At 73.0% G+C, this 15458-nt stretch carries 15 protein-coding genes and 1 pseudogene; 11 read left to right on the top strand and 5 right to left on the bottom strand.

All coding sequences use genetic code 11. The features are described from left to right. The first annotated feature begins 31 nt into the window (after nt 1–31). The 4 genes from MICAU_RS16300 to MICAU_RS16285 all read left to right on the top strand — a co-directional run bounded on the left by MICAU_RS16300 (nt 32) and on the right by MICAU_RS16285 (nt 5014). Complete coding sequence (locus MICAU_RS16300) at nt 32–1777, top strand: ABC transporter substrate-binding protein (protein ID WP_013286428.1); 1746 nt, start codon at nt 32–34, stop codon at nt 1775–1777. 63 nt (nt 1778–1840) lie between these two features. Next, a complete protein-coding gene (locus MICAU_RS16295; RefSeq protein WP_013286427.1) occupies nt 1841–2830 on the top strand; it encodes an ABC transporter permease in 990 nt (329 codons plus the stop codon). A 16-nt stretch (nt 2831–2846) separates the two neighbouring features. Continuing rightward, nucleotides 2847–3911, top strand: a complete 1065-nt coding sequence (locus MICAU_RS16290) for an ABC transporter ATP-binding protein (RefSeq protein ID WP_013286426.1) — start codon at nt 2847–2849, stop codon at nt 3909–3911. Further along, nucleotides 3908–5014, top strand: a complete 1107-nt coding sequence (locus tag MICAU_RS16285) for an ABC transporter ATP-binding protein (RefSeq protein WP_013286425.1) — start codon at nt 3908–3910, stop codon at nt 5012–5014. Before MICAU_RS16290 ends, MICAU_RS16285 begins: the two co-directional genes overlap by 4 nt. 118 nt (nt 5015–5132) lie before the next feature. Here the strand turns inward: MICAU_RS16285 and MICAU_RS16280 are convergent. Then, nucleotides 5133–5937 (bottom strand): annotated as a pseudogene (locus MICAU_RS16280) (SDR family oxidoreductase). A gap of 93 nt (nt 5938–6030) precedes the next feature. Between MICAU_RS16280 and MICAU_RS16275 the strand changes: the two are divergent. Next, complete coding sequence (locus tag MICAU_RS16275; RefSeq protein WP_013286424.1) at nt 6031–6420, top strand: hypothetical protein; 390 nt, start codon at nt 6031–6033, stop codon at nt 6418–6420. Between the two features lie 132 nt (nt 6421–6552). Here the strand turns inward: MICAU_RS16275 and MICAU_RS16270 are convergent, their stop codons facing one another. Continuing rightward, nucleotides 6553–7260 (bottom strand): B3/B4 domain-containing protein, encoded by a 708-nt coding sequence (locus MICAU_RS16270; RefSeq protein ID WP_013286423.1) that lies wholly within the window; start codon nt 7258–7260, stop codon nt 6553–6555. Between the two features lie 27 nt (nt 7261–7287). Beyond that, the gene (locus MICAU_RS16265; protein WP_013286422.1) at nt 7288–7896 is read right to left on the bottom strand and encodes a LysE family translocator; all 609 of its coding nucleotides are present in this window, start codon (nt 7894–7896) and stop codon (nt 7288–7290) included. 29 nt (nt 7897–7925) lie between these two features. Between MICAU_RS16265 and pdxR the strand changes: the two genes are divergently transcribed. Then, on the top strand, nt 7926–9401 hold the full coding sequence (pdxR, locus tag MICAU_RS16260) for a MocR-like pyridoxine biosynthesis transcription factor PdxR (RefSeq protein WP_013286421.1): 1476 nt from the start codon (nt 7926–7928) through the stop codon (nt 9399–9401). 51 nt (nt 9402–9452) lie between these two features. On the opposite strand, the gene MICAU_RS16255 is transcribed toward pdxR, so the two are convergent. Continuing rightward, nucleotides 9453–10448 (bottom strand): helix-turn-helix transcriptional regulator, encoded by a 996-nt coding sequence (locus MICAU_RS16255; protein ID WP_013286420.1) that lies wholly within the window; start codon nt 10446–10448, stop codon nt 9453–9455. 44 nt (nt 10449–10492) lie between these two features. On the opposite strand from MICAU_RS16255, the gene MICAU_RS16250 reads away from it, so the two are divergent. Next, nucleotides 10493–10969, top strand: a complete 477-nt coding sequence (locus MICAU_RS16250) for a hypothetical protein (RefSeq protein WP_013286419.1) — start codon at nt 10493–10495, stop codon at nt 10967–10969. Next, nucleotides 10969–11424: a hypothetical protein gene (locus MICAU_RS16245; RefSeq protein WP_013286418.1), complete on the top strand. Its 456-nt coding sequence runs from the start codon at nt 10969–10971 to the stop codon at nt 11422–11424. The genes MICAU_RS16250 and MICAU_RS16245 overlap by 1 nt, the downstream gene beginning before the upstream one ends. On the opposite strand, the gene MICAU_RS16240 is transcribed toward MICAU_RS16245, so the two are convergent. Then, nucleotides 11399–12079: a TetR/AcrR family transcriptional regulator gene (locus MICAU_RS16240; protein ID WP_013286417.1), complete on the bottom strand. Its 681-nt coding sequence runs from the start codon at nt 12077–12079 to the stop codon at nt 11399–11401. The genes MICAU_RS16245 and MICAU_RS16240 overlap by 26 nt on opposite strands. Nucleotides 12080–12194: 115 nt before the next feature. Here MICAU_RS16240 and MICAU_RS16235 point away from each other — a divergent pair, with 115 nt between their 5' ends. The 3 genes from MICAU_RS16235 to MICAU_RS16225 are packed head-to-tail and all read left to right on the top strand — an operon-like array spanning nt 12195 to nt 15431. Further along, nucleotides 12195–13691, top strand: a complete 1497-nt coding sequence (locus MICAU_RS16235) for a flavin-containing monooxygenase (protein ID WP_013286416.1) — start codon at nt 12195–12197, stop codon at nt 13689–13691. Further along, nucleotides 13684–14595: an SDR family NAD(P)-dependent oxidoreductase gene (locus tag MICAU_RS16230; RefSeq protein ID WP_013286415.1), complete on the top strand. Its 912-nt coding sequence runs from the start codon at nt 13684–13686 to the stop codon at nt 14593–14595. Before MICAU_RS16235 ends, MICAU_RS16230 begins: the two co-directional genes overlap by 8 nt. After that, entirely contained in the window at nt 14592–15431 is an 840-nt protein-coding gene (locus MICAU_RS16225; RefSeq protein ID WP_013286414.1) for an alpha/beta fold hydrolase, read from the top strand. Before MICAU_RS16230 ends, MICAU_RS16225 begins: the two co-directional genes overlap by 4 nt. The last annotated feature ends 27 nt before the right edge of the window (nt 15432–15458 follow it).

Here is a 15458-nt window from a genome sequence, read left to right as displayed (position 1 = left end):
GCGGGGGCCGCCGGGCAGGAAGGAGCACACCGTGCGCGCACGAACCCGGACACTGACAGGTGTCCTCGCCGCGGCGGCGCTGGCCGCCGCCGGCTGCAGCCCCACCACCGACGACGGCGGCGGCGACGACCAGAAGACCAAGACCCAGAGCGGATCGATCTCGTACGAGGCCGCCGACAACCAGGGCCCGGCGAAGGACGTCGACGGGGCGACCCGCGGCGGCACCCTCACCGTGATGCAGCCGGCCGACTTCGAGCACCTCGACCCGGCCCGCAACTACGTCAACGTGCAGCAGGTCGCCGGTGGGCTGCTGTACCGCGCGCTCAACGGCTACAAGGAGGACGGCAGCGGCAAGCTGCTGCTCGTCGGCGACCTGGCCACCAACCCCGGCAAGGACGTGAACGGCGACTGCAAGGTCTGGGAGTTCACCCTGCGCGACGGCGTGAAGTACGAGGACGGCACGCCCGTGTCCAGCAAGGACGTCGCCCACGGCATCGCCCGGTCGTTCGCGGCGAACCTCAACGAGGGCCCGCACTACATCCAGCAGTGGCTCTACCCGGGCGGGGCGTACAACGCCACCTACAAGGGACCGTACGACGGGGGCAAGCCGGTGCCCGACGGCGTCGCCACACCCGACGACCGGACCATCCGGTTCACCTTCCCGCAGCCGCACTGCGACCTGCCGTACGCGGCGGCGCTGCCGACCAGCGCGCCCGTGCCCGCCGCGAAGGACACCCGCGCGAACTACGACCTGCGGCCGTTCTCGTCCGGGCCGTACCGGGTGAAGACCTACCAGCGCGACGTGTCGCTGGAGCTGGAACGCAACCCGAACTGGGATCCGGCGACCGACCCGATCCGCAACGCGTACCCGGACGCGATCCGGATGACGTTCGGCCTGGAGCAGGCCCAGATCGCCGAGCGCCTGGTCGCCGACGGGCCGGCCGACCAGGCGGCGCTGAGCTGGTCGGACGTGCCGCCGTCGGTGCTGCCCCGCACCACCGGATCCGGCGTCTCCGACCGCGTGGTACGCGGCCCGACGCAGTACAACTGGGTGCTGAGCATCAACACCCAGCGGGTCACCGACCTGAGCGTACGGCGGGCGCTGAACTACGCCGTCGACAAGGACGCCCTGCTCAAGGTGCTCGGCGGGCAGGCCGCCGGCTCACCCGCCACCACGCTCATGTCGCCCACCACCGCCGGATTCGTCCCGTACGACCTGTACAACGCCCCGGTCACCGGCGACAAGGCCAAGACCGCCGAGCTGCTCGCCGGCAAGCGGCCGAAGCTGGTGCTCGCCCACTCCAACCTGGAACTGCGCACCCAGCAGGCCGAGGCGCTGCGCAAGAACCTCACCGACATGGGCTTCGACATCGTGATGAAGCCGATCGACAACAGCAGCTACTACGACGAGGTCGGCCGCAAGGACAACCCGTACGACCTCTACCTCACCGGCTGGGGCTCGGACTGGCCCACCGGCTCCACTGTCATCCCCCCGGTCTACGACGGACGGGAGATCGTGGCCGAGGGCAACCAGAACCTGTCGTACCTCAATGAACCGTCCGTCAGCGCGGAGATCGACCGGGTCCGCGACCTGCCGGCCGCCGAGCAGGACGCCGGCTGGATGGCGCTCGACCGCATGATCATGGACAAGTACGCCCCGGTGGTGCCCTGCTACTACGACGCCACCTACGAGCTGCACGGCTCGAAGGTCGGCAACGCCTTCCTCAGCGACGCGTTCGGGATCATCTCGCTCAACGGCATCTACGTGAAGAAGTGACAGCCGCGCGGGGGCGGCTGCCACGGCGTCCGCCCCCGCGCCCACCCCGGGGGAGGTGCTCCCGTGCTCCGTTTCGTCGTACGGCGGCTGCTCGTCGCCGCCCTGACCCTGGTCGTCATCAGCCTGGTCACGTTCGGTCTCTTCTTCGCGGTGCCGAGCAGCCCGGCGAAGGTGATGTGCGGCAAGAACTGCACGGCCGAGGACATCGCCCAAGTCGAGCGTCGCCTCGGCATCGACCAGCCGCTGCCCCGGCAGTACGCCGACTTCGTCAGCGGCGTCTTCGCCGGCCGTACCTACGGCGAGGGCGACTTCCGGCAGGACTGCCCGGCACCCTGCCTCGGCTACTCGTTCCGCAACAACCAGCCCGTCACCGAGATCGTCGCCCAGCGCGCCCCGGTGACGTTCAGCATCGTCCTCGGCGGCGCCGTGCTCTGGCTCGGCCTCGGCATCTCGCTCGGCATGGTGTCGGCACTACACCGGGGTACGGCGTTCGACCGCGCCGCGATCGGCGTCACACTGGCCGGGGCGTCGATGCAGGTCTACTTCTTCGGGCTGATCCTGCTCTACCTGCTCGTCTACTCCACCGGGCTGCTGCCGTTCCCCAGCTACACCCCGCTGACCGAGAACCCGTTCCGCTGGGCGGCCGGGCTGATTCTGCCCTGGATGACGCTCGGCTTCCTCAACTCGGCGTTGTACGCCCGGCTGTCCCGGGCGCAGATGGTGGAGACGCTGTCGGAGGACTTCGTCCGCACCGCCCGGGCGAAGGGGCTGCCCGCCCGGACGGTGCACACCCGGCACGCGCTGCGGGCGGCGATCACACCGATCGTCACGATCGCCGGGCTGGACATCGGCACCAGCCTCGGCGGCACCTTCATCACCGAGACGATCTTCGGCCTCCAGGGTCTCGGCAAGGCGACAGTGGAGGCGGTGCAGTTCCTCAACCTGCCGGTGGTGATGGCGACGGTGCTGCTGGCGGCGGTGTTCATCGTGGTCGCCAACATCGTCGTCGACGTGCTGTACGCGGTGATCGACCCACGGGTCCGGCTGAGCTGAGGAGGAGGAGACGGACATGGTGGAGCTTCCGGCGCCGCGTCGCGGCGAGGGCCCGTACCTGCGGGTCAGGGATCTGCGGGTGCGGTTCGACACCGAGGACGGTGTGGTGCGGGCCGTGGACGGTGTGTCGTTCGCCGTGGAGCGGGGTCGCACGCTGGGGATCGTGGGGGAGTCCGGTTCCGGTAAGAGCGTCACCTCGCTGGCGATCCTGGGTTTGCACAACGCGAAGCGCACGACCATCTCCGGGGAGATCTCGGTGGGTGGGCGTCAGCTGGTGGGGTTGGGTGAGGAGGAGGTGCGGCGGCTGCGGGGCCGGGACATGGCGATGGTCTTCCAGGATCCGTTGTCGGCGTTGCATCCGTACTACTCGGTGGGTAGGCAGATCGCTGAGGCGTACCGGGTGCATCATCCGAGGGCCGGTCGGCGCGAGGCCCGCAGCCGCGCGGTGGACATGTTGGGCCGGGTGGGGATTCCGCAGCCGGCGCGGCGGTTCGATCAGTATCCGCATGAGTTCTCGGGTGGGATGCGGCAGCGGGCGATGATCGCGATGGCGTTGGTTAATGATCCGGATCTGCTGATCGCGGATGAGCCGACGACGGCGTTGGATGTGACGGTGCAGGCGCAGATCCTGGATCTGCTTGCCGATTTGCAGGAGGAGTTCCGGTCGGCGATCGTGTTGATCACGCATGACCTGGGTGTGGTCAGTCAGGTGGCTGATGACGTGTTGGTGATGTATGCGGGCCGGGCGGTGGAGCACGGGAGTGTGGAGCGGGTGTTGCGGGTGCCGCAGCATCCGTACACGTGGGGGTTGTTGTCGAGTGTGCCGTCGTTGCACGGTGACGCGGACGCGGACCTGTTGCCGATTCCGGGTAACCCGCCCAGTCTGATCAACCTGCCGTCGGGGTGTGCGTTTCATCCGCGGTGCCGGTGGGCCGACGTGAACGGCGACCGGTCGCGCGCCGAGGTTCCGGAGCTGGTTCCGGCGGGGGCGGCAGGGCATCTGGTGGCGTGTCATCTGCCGGTCGCTGCGCGGGAGCGGATCTATCGCGACGAGGTCGCGCAGGTGGGGGTGGCCCGATGAGTGCTGACCGGGACACGACGGGCGCGGTCGACGGCCGGCGGGGTGAGGCCGTCCGTGCGGCGCCGGGCAGCGAGCCGCTGCTGTCGGTGCGCGGGCTGACCAAGCACTTCCCCGTCCGGCAGGGCCTGCGCAGCACGGGTGCGGTGCGGGCGGTGGACGGGTTGGACTTCGACGTGCGGCCGGGCGAGACCCTCGGACTGGTGGGGGAGTCCGGGTGTGGGAAGACCACGACCGGGCGGATGCTGGTCCGGCTGTTGGAGCCCACCGCCGGGTCGATCACCTTCGCGGGGCGGGACATCACCCACGCCGGGCGTGGTGAGCTGCGCGGGCTGCGGCAGGACCTGCAGATCATCTTCCAGGACCCGTACGCGTCGTTGAACCCCCGCCACACGGTCGGGCGGATCGTGGCGATGCCGTTGCAGGTCAACCGCATCACCCCACCCGGCGGCGTCAAGAAGCGGGTGCAGGAACTCCTGGAACTGGTCGGGTTGAATCCGGAGCACTACAACAGGTATCCGCACGAGTTCTCCGGCGGGCAACGCCAGCGCATCGGCATCGCCCGCGCCCTCGCCCTCAAACCCAAACTCATCGTCGCCGACGAACCCGTCTCCGCCCTCGACGTGTCGATCCAGGCGCAGGTCATCAACCTGCTGCGCAGCCTGCAACGCGACCTCGACCTGGCGTTCGTGTTCATCGCCCACGACCTCGCCGTCGTGCGGCACTTCTGCCACCGCGTCGCCGTCATGTACCTCGGCAAGATCGTCGAGATCGGCGACCGCGACACCATCTACACGCGGCCACAGCATCCGTACACCCGGGCGTTGCTGTCGGCGATCCCGGACGTCACCACGCTCGGCCCCGCCGGACGGATCCGTCTCACCGGAGACGTGCCCACGCCACTCAACCCGCCGTCGGGCTGCCGGTTCCGTACCCGCTGCTGGAAGGCCACCGACCGGTGCGCCACCGAAGAACCGGCGCTGACCACCCGCGACGACGGCCGGCAGCTCGCCGCCTGCCACTACCCCGAGAACGAGCCCACAAGCTCCCGAGAGGATGCGGCGGTGGGAGCCACCCCCGAACCCGGCAGCAACGAACGCACGTGACCCACGACGGGGCCGGGGGCGACCGTGCCCGGCGCAGGGATCAAGCCTGACCGCCCGGAGCCGGGCACGGTCGCCCCCGGCCCTGAACGGTGACCGGAGCCCGAACAGTGACCAAGGACTAAGCAGCGCGCCACGAATGGGAGGAAAGCGCAGAAGCCTGCGGACCCATCAACAGCATCCCCCCGTCCACCGCCCACGACGCCCCCGTCACGTACGCCGCAGCCGGTGAGGCGAGCATCGCCACCACCGCTGCCACCTCGCGGGCGTCACCGGGGCGCCCCACCGGCACGCCGGGACGGTCCTGCGTGAACGGGTCGACGTCCTCCTGCCCGGTCATCGGCGTGGCGATCTCGCCCGGCGCCACCGCGTTGACTGTGATCCCGTCGGCCGCCAGTTCCTGCGCCATCACCTTCGTGAGCAGGCCGAGCCCGCCCTTCGCCGCGCAGTACGCCGACGAGCCGACCCGGGGCGCGTGCTCGTGCACGCTGGTGATGTTGATGATCCGGCCACCTCGCCCGGCCGCGCGCATCCGCCGGGCGGCCGGGCGAGCACAGGAACGGCCCGTCCAGGTCCACCGCCAGCACGTCCCGCCACTTCTCCCAGCTCACGTCCACGAAGGGCTCGGACAGGCCGGTGCCGGCGTTGTTGACGAGTACGCCCAGGCCACCGAGCCGGTCGGCCAGCTCGTCGACCACCGCCGCCGCTTCGGGCAGCCGGGTCAGGTCCAGCTCGGCGGTCTCGCAGCGGCGGCCGGTGGCGCGTACCTCGGTGGCGGTACGGTCGGCCCCCGCCGCGTCGCCGTACCAGGTGATGCCGATGTCGTAACCGGCCTCGGCGAGCGCCACCGCGCACGCCTTGCCGATGCCGGAGTCCGCACCGGTGACGATCGCGACGCGGTCGTAGTCCTCGTATCGTTCGGGCATGTCCGCGCACTACCCGCGGGTGGCGACCTCAACCGGCCGGACGACCCCGGCTCGCCCGGCGGTTTCGTCGTAGCCGCTCGCTAGGGTACGGGCGTGATCGCCGATGACTCCGACGCTGTGACAATCCGCTTCCTGCGCATGATGCGTGCCGAGATAGGCACCGAACGGGTGGGCGAGGATTCGCTCGGCCGCACCGTCGACCTCGCCCGGCGCTTGTGGGGCACCGGTGACGCCGCCGACGCGCGACTCGCCGACGCCCTGCGCGAGCTGCACGGCGAGCCGGTCGACCTGGCCGATCCGCACGACGTGGCGGGTGCCGCGAGCGCTCTGACGGCCGACGCCGGGCTGCTCACCGAGCCGGACGCGCGCGGCGCGGCGACGGCCCGGTTCGCCGCCAACGCCCGGCGGCTGCGCACCGGCGAGATCACCCCGGCCGAGTTCGACGAGCTGATGGCGCGCGACCGCATCGACCCCGACGCCTGACGACGAGCTGATGGCGCGCGACCGCCCCGACGACCCCGATGCCTGACGACGAGCCGGGCGGCTGCCGGCGTCGTCGCCGGACGCCCGGAGCCGGCGTCACGCCGCGCGACCGGCCGTCACCACGCCGGCGGGTCAGCCCGTCCGGACCGGCACGGCGAACTCGGGCGCGTCAGCGGTGAGCAGCGCCGTCCGCGACGGCACGCGCCACTGTTCGTCCAGCGCCGCCGCCAGCTCGTCCAGCATCCGGCGCACGGTCGGCGCCGCCCCGTCGTGCATCGCCTCGACCACCACCAGCACCTCGGTGGTGCCGGCCCGTACGGCTGACGTGCCGCTCTGCCGGTGGCACCAGCGCCGGGCGTGCGCGTTCCCGCCCTGGTCGGCGAAGATCACCTCGCCGGGCGCGGGCTGCTCGCTGTCACCGCCGAGCCCTAGATAGGACTCCGTGCCGTCGGCCGGGCGCACTGTCAGGTCGCCGCCGATCCGGGCCACGTCGAGCACTGCGACCGGCGCCGCGTACCGGACCGAGAGCGCGTTGCCGAGGTCCACGAGCGGATGCAGCCGGGGCAGGTCCCCGTCCCGCCGCAGCCGGCGCAGCAGCGACTCGGCCGCGCAGCGGTAGCGGGTCGGCGGGCAGCCCATCCGGGCGAACGCGCGACGCCACGCCTGGATCTCCGGGAAGCCGCCCTCCGGCCCGGCGGCGAGCCGGTCCCGGGCGGTGCCGAGATACCCGGCCAGCCGTGGCGTGACGTCGACGTCGGGCGTGACGCCGGTGGCGTGCAGGACGCCGCAGGTCAGTTCGGGAAAGGCCGACCAGATCTCGGGGGAGTGCCGGAAACGCACGGGAAGACTCCTTCCAGGTGCTGAGGGCTAGGCGGTGAACGCGAGGCCGAGGCCCAGGACGAGGAAGCTGCCGGCGAAGGCGTGCCGCAGCAGCCCGGTCAGCCGGGGCCGGGACAGCACCCGTCGGCGCAACGCCCCGGCCAGCAGCGCGTACCCGGTGAACACCAGCAGCGTGACGGCCATGAACACCAGGCCGCAGGCGAGCATGCGCGCTGTGGCGGCGGGCGCGTCCGGCGGTACGAACTGCGGCAGGAACGCCACGAAGAACACAGTCACCTTCGGGTTCAGCAGGTTCAGCAGCACCCCGTCCCGGAACACGGCCGCCGCCGGACGCGGGGGCCGGTCGCCGTCGAGGGCGAACGTGCCCCGGTCGCGCAGCGCCGACCAGGCCATCCAGAGCAGGTACGCCACGCCCAGCCAGGTCACCACGCGGAACGCCGGGGTGCCGACGCGCAGCAGGGCGGCCAGTCCGGTCACCGCGGCGATCACGTGCGGGACGAGGCTGAGCGTGCCGCCGGCGGCAGCGGCCAGGCCGGCCCGGCGTCCGGCGGTCACAGTGGTGGCGAGCGTGTGCATCACCCCGGTGCCCGGAGTGATCGCGACGACGAGCGACGTCAGCAGGAAGGCGACTGTCATGCGGTCCAGCCTGTGCCCATAATGGCCCGATGGACAGGGCCAAAGCTGCCGCTCCCGAGGAGTCCAAAGCGGCCGGCGCGGACTTCCTCCAGCTCGACGTCGGCGAGGCGCCGCCCGGCGGCCGCGCGGACTGGCTCGCCGCCCGGCTGCGATCCGCCATCGCCGACGGACGGGCGCCGGTGGGCACGCGTCTGCCCGCCAGCCGGGTGCTCGCCGCCGAGCTGGGTGTCTCCCGCGGTGTGGTGACCGAGGCGTACCAGCGGCTGGCCGAGGACGGGCAGGTGGCGGGACGCGGCCGGGCCGGAACGGTGGTGGTCGCCACGCCGGCCGCCGTGATCACCCGGCCGCCCGAGCCGAGGACAGCACCGCAGGTGTTCGCCACCCGGCCCGGCGTCGACGCGTTCGACGAGCTGCGCGCCGTACCGGCGCAGGTGGACCTGACTCCCGGCGTACCCGATCTGGCGGCCTTTCCCCGCGCGGCCTGGCTGCGGGCCGAGCGGGCCGTGCTGCACCGGATGACGCCCGCCGCGCTCGGCTACGGCGACCCGGCCGGCACGCCCGCGCTGCGGCTCGCGGTCGCGAACTGGCTGGCCCGCAACCGGGGCGTCCGTGCGGACCCGGCCGAGGTGGTGATCGTGGCCGGGGTGTCCCAGGCGCTCGGCCTGCTCGCGCGGGTGCTGCACGACCGGGGTACGCACACCGTCGCGGTGGAGGATCCCGGCTCGCTGGGCGTACGGCAGCACCTGGTCTACTCCGGGCTGGCGACACCGCCGATCCCGGTGGACGACAGTGGCCTGTGTGTCGACGAGCTGGAGCGTTCCGGCGCTCCGGCCGTGCTGCTCACCCCGGCGCACCAGTTCCCGACCGGGGTGGTGCTCGACGGCGACCGGCGCCGGCGGCTGCTGCGGTGGGCACGCGACGGCGGCCTGGTGGTGGAGGACGACTACGACGCCGAGCACCGCTACGACCGTCCGCCGGTGCCGGCGCTGCGTGCCATGGCGCCGGATCGGGTCTGCTACGTCGGCAGCATCTCCAAGCTGCTCGCGCCGGCCCTGCGGATCGGGTGGATGCTGGTGCCGCCCGCGCTGCACGCCGACGTGGTGGCCGCGAAGCGGGCAGCCGACCTCGGCAACGCGGCGTTGCCGCAGCTCGTGCTGGCCGAGCTGATGGAGTCCGGCGCGCTGGAACGGCACCTGCGGCTGCTGCGCCACCGGCACGTACGCCGGCGGGACGCGATGATCCGGGCGGTCCGCGCGTACCTGCCGGGGGCGGTGGTGCACGGCGCGGCGGCCGGGCTGCACCTGATGGTCACGCTGCCCGGCGACGTCGACGACCGGGCGCTGGCGGCGGCGGCGCTGCGCCGCGGCGTCAAGGTCCACCCGCTGTCCTGGCACAGCCGGCGCCCGCAGCCGCCAGGCCTGGTCCTCGGCTACGCGGCAACCCCGCCCTCCGAGATCGACCGAGCCCTCTCCACGGTGGCCGACGCCGTCACCCCGCCCCCGTGATCAAGGAGTTCGTGTCCGAGTCGATCTCCTGGAAGGACACGAACTCCTTGATCAACCGGGGAGAGGCGGGGCGGAGGGCGGGTGGTAGAGGGCAGCCAGGGCGGCGGCGGTTTCGGACAGGCGGGTGCGCAGCGCCTCCGGGGCGAGGACCTCCACGTCGGCGCCGAGCCGGAGCAGGTCGCCGTGGGCGTGGGTGAGCGACTCGATCGGGATGACCGCGTGCACCCAGCCGGTGGCGTCGGGCGGGCCGGCGCTCGCCTCGGCGGCGGCCACCACCACGTCGCTGCCGACCTCGCGCAGCCGGGCGAACCCGCGTGGCGACAGCCGGATGCGCGCCTCGTCGCGGTGCAGGCCGGCCCGGAACTCCACCACGTGCGCGCGCCACCACGCCGGCAGGTCGAACTCCGGCCGCTCGAACGGCTCGTCCAGCGGGGTCAGGTCCAGGATCTGGTTGACCCGGTAGGTGGCCGGGTCGGCGCGGTCCGGCCGGGCGGCGACCAGGTACCAGCGTCCGCCTTTGAGCACCAGCCCGTACGGTTCGAGGACCCGGGTCGTCTCGCCCCGCCAGCCCCGGTACCGCACCCGGAGCCGGTGCTGCCGCCACACCGCCTCGGCGGCCTCGGCCAGGTGCGGCGACGGGTCGCCGTCGGAGTACCAGCCCGGTGTGTCCAGGTGGAACCGCTGTTCCAGCCGGGCCGCCCGGTCGGCCAGCGGCGCGGGCAGCGCGGCCCGCAGCTTGAGCTGGACGGCGGCGACGACCGACTGGTAGCCCAGCTCGGCCGCAGGCCCGGGGAGCCCGGCGAAGAGCAGGCGGTCCGCCTCCTCGGCGGTGAGCCCGGTCAGCCGGGTGCGCCAGCCCTCCACGAGCCGGTAGCCGCCGTCGTGTCCGGCCTCGCCGTACAGCGGGATGCCCGCGGCGTGCAGCGCCTCCACGTCCCGGTAGATCGTGCGCGCCGACACCTGGAGGCGGGCGGCCAGGTCGGCGGCGGTGAGCCGGCCGTGCGCCTGGAGGAGCAGCAGGATGGACAGGAGTCGGCTGGCCCGCATTCCACTGACACTAGCTGTCAGGGGAGCGGTCCTAGCGTGCCCGCATGGCTTTTCACGACAAGGAGCTGACCGTGCCGGGGACCGTCGAGGTGGCCGGCCGGCACGTCAAGCGCTACCACATGGACCAGCCGGACCGCCGTCTCGAACCGCGGGTGGTCGACGCCGCGTACGCGTACCTGCCGTCGCTGCTGCCCGGCCCGGACGGCTCCACCCCGCCGGCGAGCTGGGTGGTGCTGCACCGGGGCGCGGACACCGGGGCGTACCTGCTGGCGTACAGCTGGTTCTTCGACAACGTGGTCGAGTGCCGCATCGCGATCGCCGGGCAGCCCGCGCTGGACTGCCCGGACGACGACCCGGCGCACTTCGTCGACCTCACCCGTCCCGGCGTCGGCTGCGTCTGGGAACTGGGCGTACTGGAACACGAGCGCACCGCCTGGATCCGGCACGTGCTCGCACCGGACCGGCCGGACCTCGCGGGTTACCTGGCCGACGCCCGGGCCGAGGGGCCGGTGGGCCGCTGATGGGCGACTTCGACTTCCTCGTCGGCACCTGGGACGTGACCAACCGGCGCCTGCGGCAGCGCCACGTCGGCAGCGACGACTGGGACGAGTTCGCCGGTGTCAGCGAGGCGCGCTCGTTCTTCGACGGCGCGGGCAGCTTCGACGAGATGCGCTGCCCGAGCCGGGGCTTCTCCGGCTCCACGGTGCGCATCCTGAACCCGTCGACCGGGCTGTGGTCGATCTACTGGATGCACAGCAGCCGTGGCGTGCTGGAACTGCCCCCGGTGGTCGGCCGGTTCACCGGCGGCGTCGGCACGTTCTACGCCGACGACACCGACGAGGGGCGGCCGGTACGCTGCCGGTTCCTCTGGTCGGCGGTCACCGCCGACTCATGCCGCTGGGAGCAGGCGTTCTCCACCGACGGTGAGCGCACGTGGGAGACCAACTGGGTCATGGAGTTCCGCCGGACGCGGTGACCGGCGGCGTGGCGGTCCGGTAGATCGCGGTCAGCCACACGTCGAGCAGCACGTCCACCACGTCCCGCTCGGCCACCGCCGGGCCGTCCCCGGCGAACGTGGCGTACCAGACGCGCTCGTTCATCGAGTTCAGCGCGATGGCGAGGTCCCGGGCGGGCAGCCCGTCCGGGGCCGCGCCGCGGGCGCGTTCGGACTCGATCGCGGCCTGCACCGCGCGGACCCAGCGTTCCAGCACCTCGGCCCAGAGCCGCCGCACCTCGGCGTTGGTGCCGCGCACCTGGGCGCAGGCCAGCACCACGTCCCGGTGCCCGCCGAACGTGGCGTGGAACCGGGCGATCAGCTCCCGCCAGTGGGCGCGCGGATCCTCGGCGAGCCGCTCGAAGACGCCCCCGGCGGCGGCGTCGGCCTCCTCGGTGACCCGGTCGAGCAGCGTGAGCAGCACCGCGTCCTTGGACGGGAAGTAGAAGTAGAACGTGGGCCGGGAGATCCCCGCGCCGCGCGCCAGGTCGTCGATGGAGATGTCGGCGAAGGGACGCTCGGCGAGCAACCGCTCGGCCGTGGCCAGGATCGCGGTCTCCCGGTCGTCGCCGGTGGACCGGCCGGCCCGCCGCCCGCGCGTCGGCGCGGCGCCGGTCGGCGTACGGGCGGTCGTCATGTCGGCAGATGCTACACCCGCTCGACACCCTGTCGATTCGACTCGACACGGTGTTGACTGCGGTCGACGGCGATGGATAGTGTCCGGTCCACCGCCGGTGCGAACGGGAGAAGCGATGGCCGCAGACCACGTCGACGTCCTCATCGTCGGGGCCGGCCTGTCCGGCATCGGCGCCGCCGTCCACCTCGGACGTGAGTGCCCCGGCAAGACCTACGCGGTGCTGGAGGCCCGGGGCGCCATCGGCGGCACCTGGGACCTGTTCCGCTACCCGGGCATCCGCTCCGACTCCGACATGTACACCCTCGGCTACTCGTTCAAGCCGTGGACCGACCCGAAGGCCATCGCCGACGGCGACTCCATCCGGGCGTACGTCAGGCAGACCGCCCGCGAGTACGACGTGGAGCGGCACATCCGCTTCCACCACCGGGCCGTCCGCGCCGAGTGGGACAGCGCCACCGCGCGCTGGACCGTGCACGCCCACCGCGACGACACCGGCGAGGACGTCACCCTCACCTGCGCCTTCCTGTTCACCAACTCCGGCTACTACCGCTACGACGAGGGGTACACGCCGCGGTTCCCCGGCGTCGAGCGGTACGCCGGCACGCTCGTGCACCCGCAGCACTGGCCCGACGACCTGGACTACACCGGCAAGCGGGTCGTGGTGATCGGCAGCGGCGCCACCGCCGTCACCCTGGTCCCGGCCATGGCCGAGCGGGCCGCCCACGTCACCATGCTCCAGCGCTCACCCACGTACGTGATCGCGCTGCCCTCGCGCGACCCGTTCGCCGACGCCGCGCGGCGCTGGCTGCCCCCGAAGGCCGCGTACGCGGTGGCCCGGTGGAAGAACGTCACGCTCGGCGTGGCCAACTTCCAGCTCAGCCGCCGCGCCCCCGGCGTGGTGAAGCGGTTCCTGCGCCGGGCCGCGAAGGGCCGCCTCCCGTCCGGGTACGACGTCGACAGGCACTTCTCGCCCCGCTACAACCCGTGGGACCAGCGGCTGTGCGTGGTGCCGGACGGGGACCTGTTCGCCGCGCTGAGCGCCGGCCGCGCGTCGGTGGTGACCGACACCATCGACACGTTCACCGAGCAGGGCATCCGGCTCGCCTCCGGTGAGGAGCTGCCCGCCGACGTGGTGGTCACCGCCACCGGCCTCAACCTGCTCGCGCTCGGCGGCATGACGCTGGCTGTCGACGGCGCGGAGGTCGACCTCGCCTCGACTGTCGCCTACAAGGGCATGATGCTGTCCGGCGTGCCGAACTTCGCCATGACCATCGGCTACACCAACGCCTCCTGGACGCTCAAGGCCGACCTCGTCGCCACGTACGTGTGCCGGCTGCTGCGCCACCTCGACGACACCGGCCGGCAGATCGTCACGCCGCTCGCCCCGGACACCGACGACCTGGTGCCGATCATCGACCTTCAGTCCGGCTACGTGCTGCGCGCCGTCGACCAGCTGCCCAAGCAGGGGCCGCAGGCGCCGTGGCGGCTGCACCAGAACTATCCCCGAGACGTACGCCTGATGCGGCACGGCCCGCTCACCGACGGCGTACGGTTCGACCGCGCCGGCATACCCGCCACGGCGGCCACCACCTCGGGAGGAACCGATGCGTGACCTCGTCTTCCCCGGCGGCACGGCGGTGCTCACCGGCGCGGCGAGCGGCATCGGCGCGGCACTGGCCCACGGCCTGGCCCGGCGCGGCGCCGATCTGGTGCTGCTCGACCGGGACGCCGACGGCCTGGCCGCCACCGTGGCCGCGATCCGGGCCGCGTACCCGGACCGGCGGGTGGAGACCCATCTGGTCGACCTGGCCGACGCCGACGCCACCGACCGGGTCGCCGCCGAGATCCACAGTGCGCACCCCCGGATCCGCCTGCTGATCAACAACGCCGGTGTGGCGCTGGGCGGACGCTTCGACCAGGTCACCCTGGAGGAGTTCCTCTGGGTCATCGAGATCAACTTCCGGGCGGTGGTGCGCCTGACCCACGCGCTGCTGCCCGCGCTCAAGGCCGAACCCGGCGCCCACCTGGTGAACGTGTCCAGCCTGTTCGGCCTGATCGCGCCCGCCGGGCAGGCCGCGTACGCGGCGAGCAAGTTCGCCGTACGCGGGTTCACCGAGGCGCTGCGGCACGAGCTCGTCGACGACGGCGTCGGCGTCACATCGGTGCACCCGGGCGGCATCCGCACCCGGATCGCCGCCAGCGCCCGGGTGGGCAGCGGCGTGGCCCTCGACGAGTACGAGGCCGGACGCAAGCAGTTCGAGAAGCTGCTCACCATCGACCCGGCGACCGCCGCCGAGGTGATCCTGCGCGGCGCGCAGCGCCGTCGCGGCCGGGTGCTGATCGGCTGGTCGGCGAAACTGCCCGACCTGCTCGCCCGCGTCGCCCCCGCCGGGTACGGCCGGGTGCTGGCCCTGGGCATGCGCCTCCGTCCGGCCCGGCGGGCCGACGCCGGCGTGCCGGTGCCGTCTCCCCGGACCGGCGAGGAGGCCGGGGCGGAACCCGGACGCCGGGCGTGACGCTCGCCCTGCCCCCGGCCGGCGAGCGCACCGTCGACGGGCGGCGTACCCGCTGCCGGATCAGCGGCGACGGGCCGCCCGTGGTGCTTCTACACGGCATCGGCCGTACCCTCGACGACTTCACCGCCCTGCACACGGAGCTGGCCCGCGACCACCTGGTGCTCGCGGTGGACCTGCCCGGGCACGGCGGCTCCGCGCCGCTGGACGGACCGCACACGCTCCCGGCGCTGGCCGCCGCGGTGGCCCGCTTCCTGGACGTGGCAGGGGTGACCGGCCCCGCCCACCTGGTCGGCAACTCCCTCGGCGGGGCGGTCGCGATGCGCCTGGCCGCCGACGAACCGCGGCGCGTCGCCAGCCTGGCGTTGCTCAACAGCGCCGGCTTCGGCCGCGAGGTGACGGTGGCGCTGCGGCTGCTCGCGGTACGCCCGCTGGCCCGGCTGCTGCTGCGCCCGCACCCGGGGATCGTCCGCCGGACCGAACGGGCGATCTTCCACGACCCGGCGTACGTCACCGCCGAGCGGCTCGCCACCGCGCTCGCGGTGGCCCGGCAGCCGCACGCCGCCCGGGTGATGCTGGAGCTGGTCCGCGACCTGGGCACCTGGCGCGGCGTACGCCCGCAGTGGCGCGCCGACCTGCTCGACGCGGTGGCCGCGCTCGGCCTGCCCACGCTGCTCGTCTGGGGCGAGCGCGACCTGGTCCTGCCCGCCGCGCACCTGGCGTACGCCAGCACCCGGCTGCCCGAGGCGCGCAGCCACCTGTTCCGCGACACCGGGCACATGCCGCAGATCGAGCGGACCGCCGAGGTGGAGGCGCTGCTGCGGGAGCTGTGGGCCTGACCGTGGCCTGCGCCACTGTCCCGGCCC

Source organism: Micromonospora aurantiaca ATCC 27029 (genome assembly GCF_000145235.1).
Taxonomy (GTDB): domain Bacteria; phylum Actinomycetota; class Actinomycetes; order Mycobacteriales; family Micromonosporaceae; genus Micromonospora; species Micromonospora aurantiaca.
Note: the sequence above shows the minus strand (reverse complement) of the source record. Positions and strands in the feature narration are given on the sequence as shown.

Coding starts and splice junctions, on each gene's coding strand:
- MICAU_RS16290 (WP_013286426.1), top strand. CDS start 2,847: ATGGTGGAGCTTCCGGCGCCGCGTCGCGGCGAGGGCCCGTACCTGCGG.
- MICAU_RS16285 (WP_013286425.1), top strand. CDS start 3,908: ATGAGTGCTGACCGGGACACGACGGGCGCGGTCGACGGCCGGCGGGGT.
- MICAU_RS16265 (WP_013286422.1), bottom strand. CDS start 7,896: ATGACAGTCGCCTTCCTGCTGACGTCGCTCGTCGTCGCGATCACTCCG.
- pdxR (WP_013286421.1), top strand. CDS start 7,926: ATGGACAGGGCCAAAGCTGCCGCTCCCGAGGAGTCCAAAGCGGCCGGC.
- MICAU_RS16255 (WP_013286420.1), bottom strand. CDS start 10,448: ATGCGGGCCAGCCGACTCCTGTCCATCCTGCTGCTCCTCCAGGCGCAC.
- MICAU_RS16250 (WP_013286419.1), top strand. CDS start 10,493: ATGGCTTTTCACGACAAGGAGCTGACCGTGCCGGGGACCGTCGAGGTG.
- MICAU_RS16245 (WP_013286418.1), top strand. CDS start 10,969: ATGGGCGACTTCGACTTCCTCGTCGGCACCTGGGACGTGACCAACCGG.
- MICAU_RS16240 (WP_013286417.1), bottom strand. CDS start 12,079: ATGACGACCGCCCGTACGCCGACCGGCGCCGCGCCGACGCGCGGGCGG.
- MICAU_RS16235 (WP_013286416.1), top strand. CDS start 12,195: ATGGCCGCAGACCACGTCGACGTCCTCATCGTCGGGGCCGGCCTGTCC.
- MICAU_RS16230 (WP_013286415.1), top strand. CDS start 13,684: ATGCGTGACCTCGTCTTCCCCGGCGGCACGGCGGTGCTCACCGGCGCG.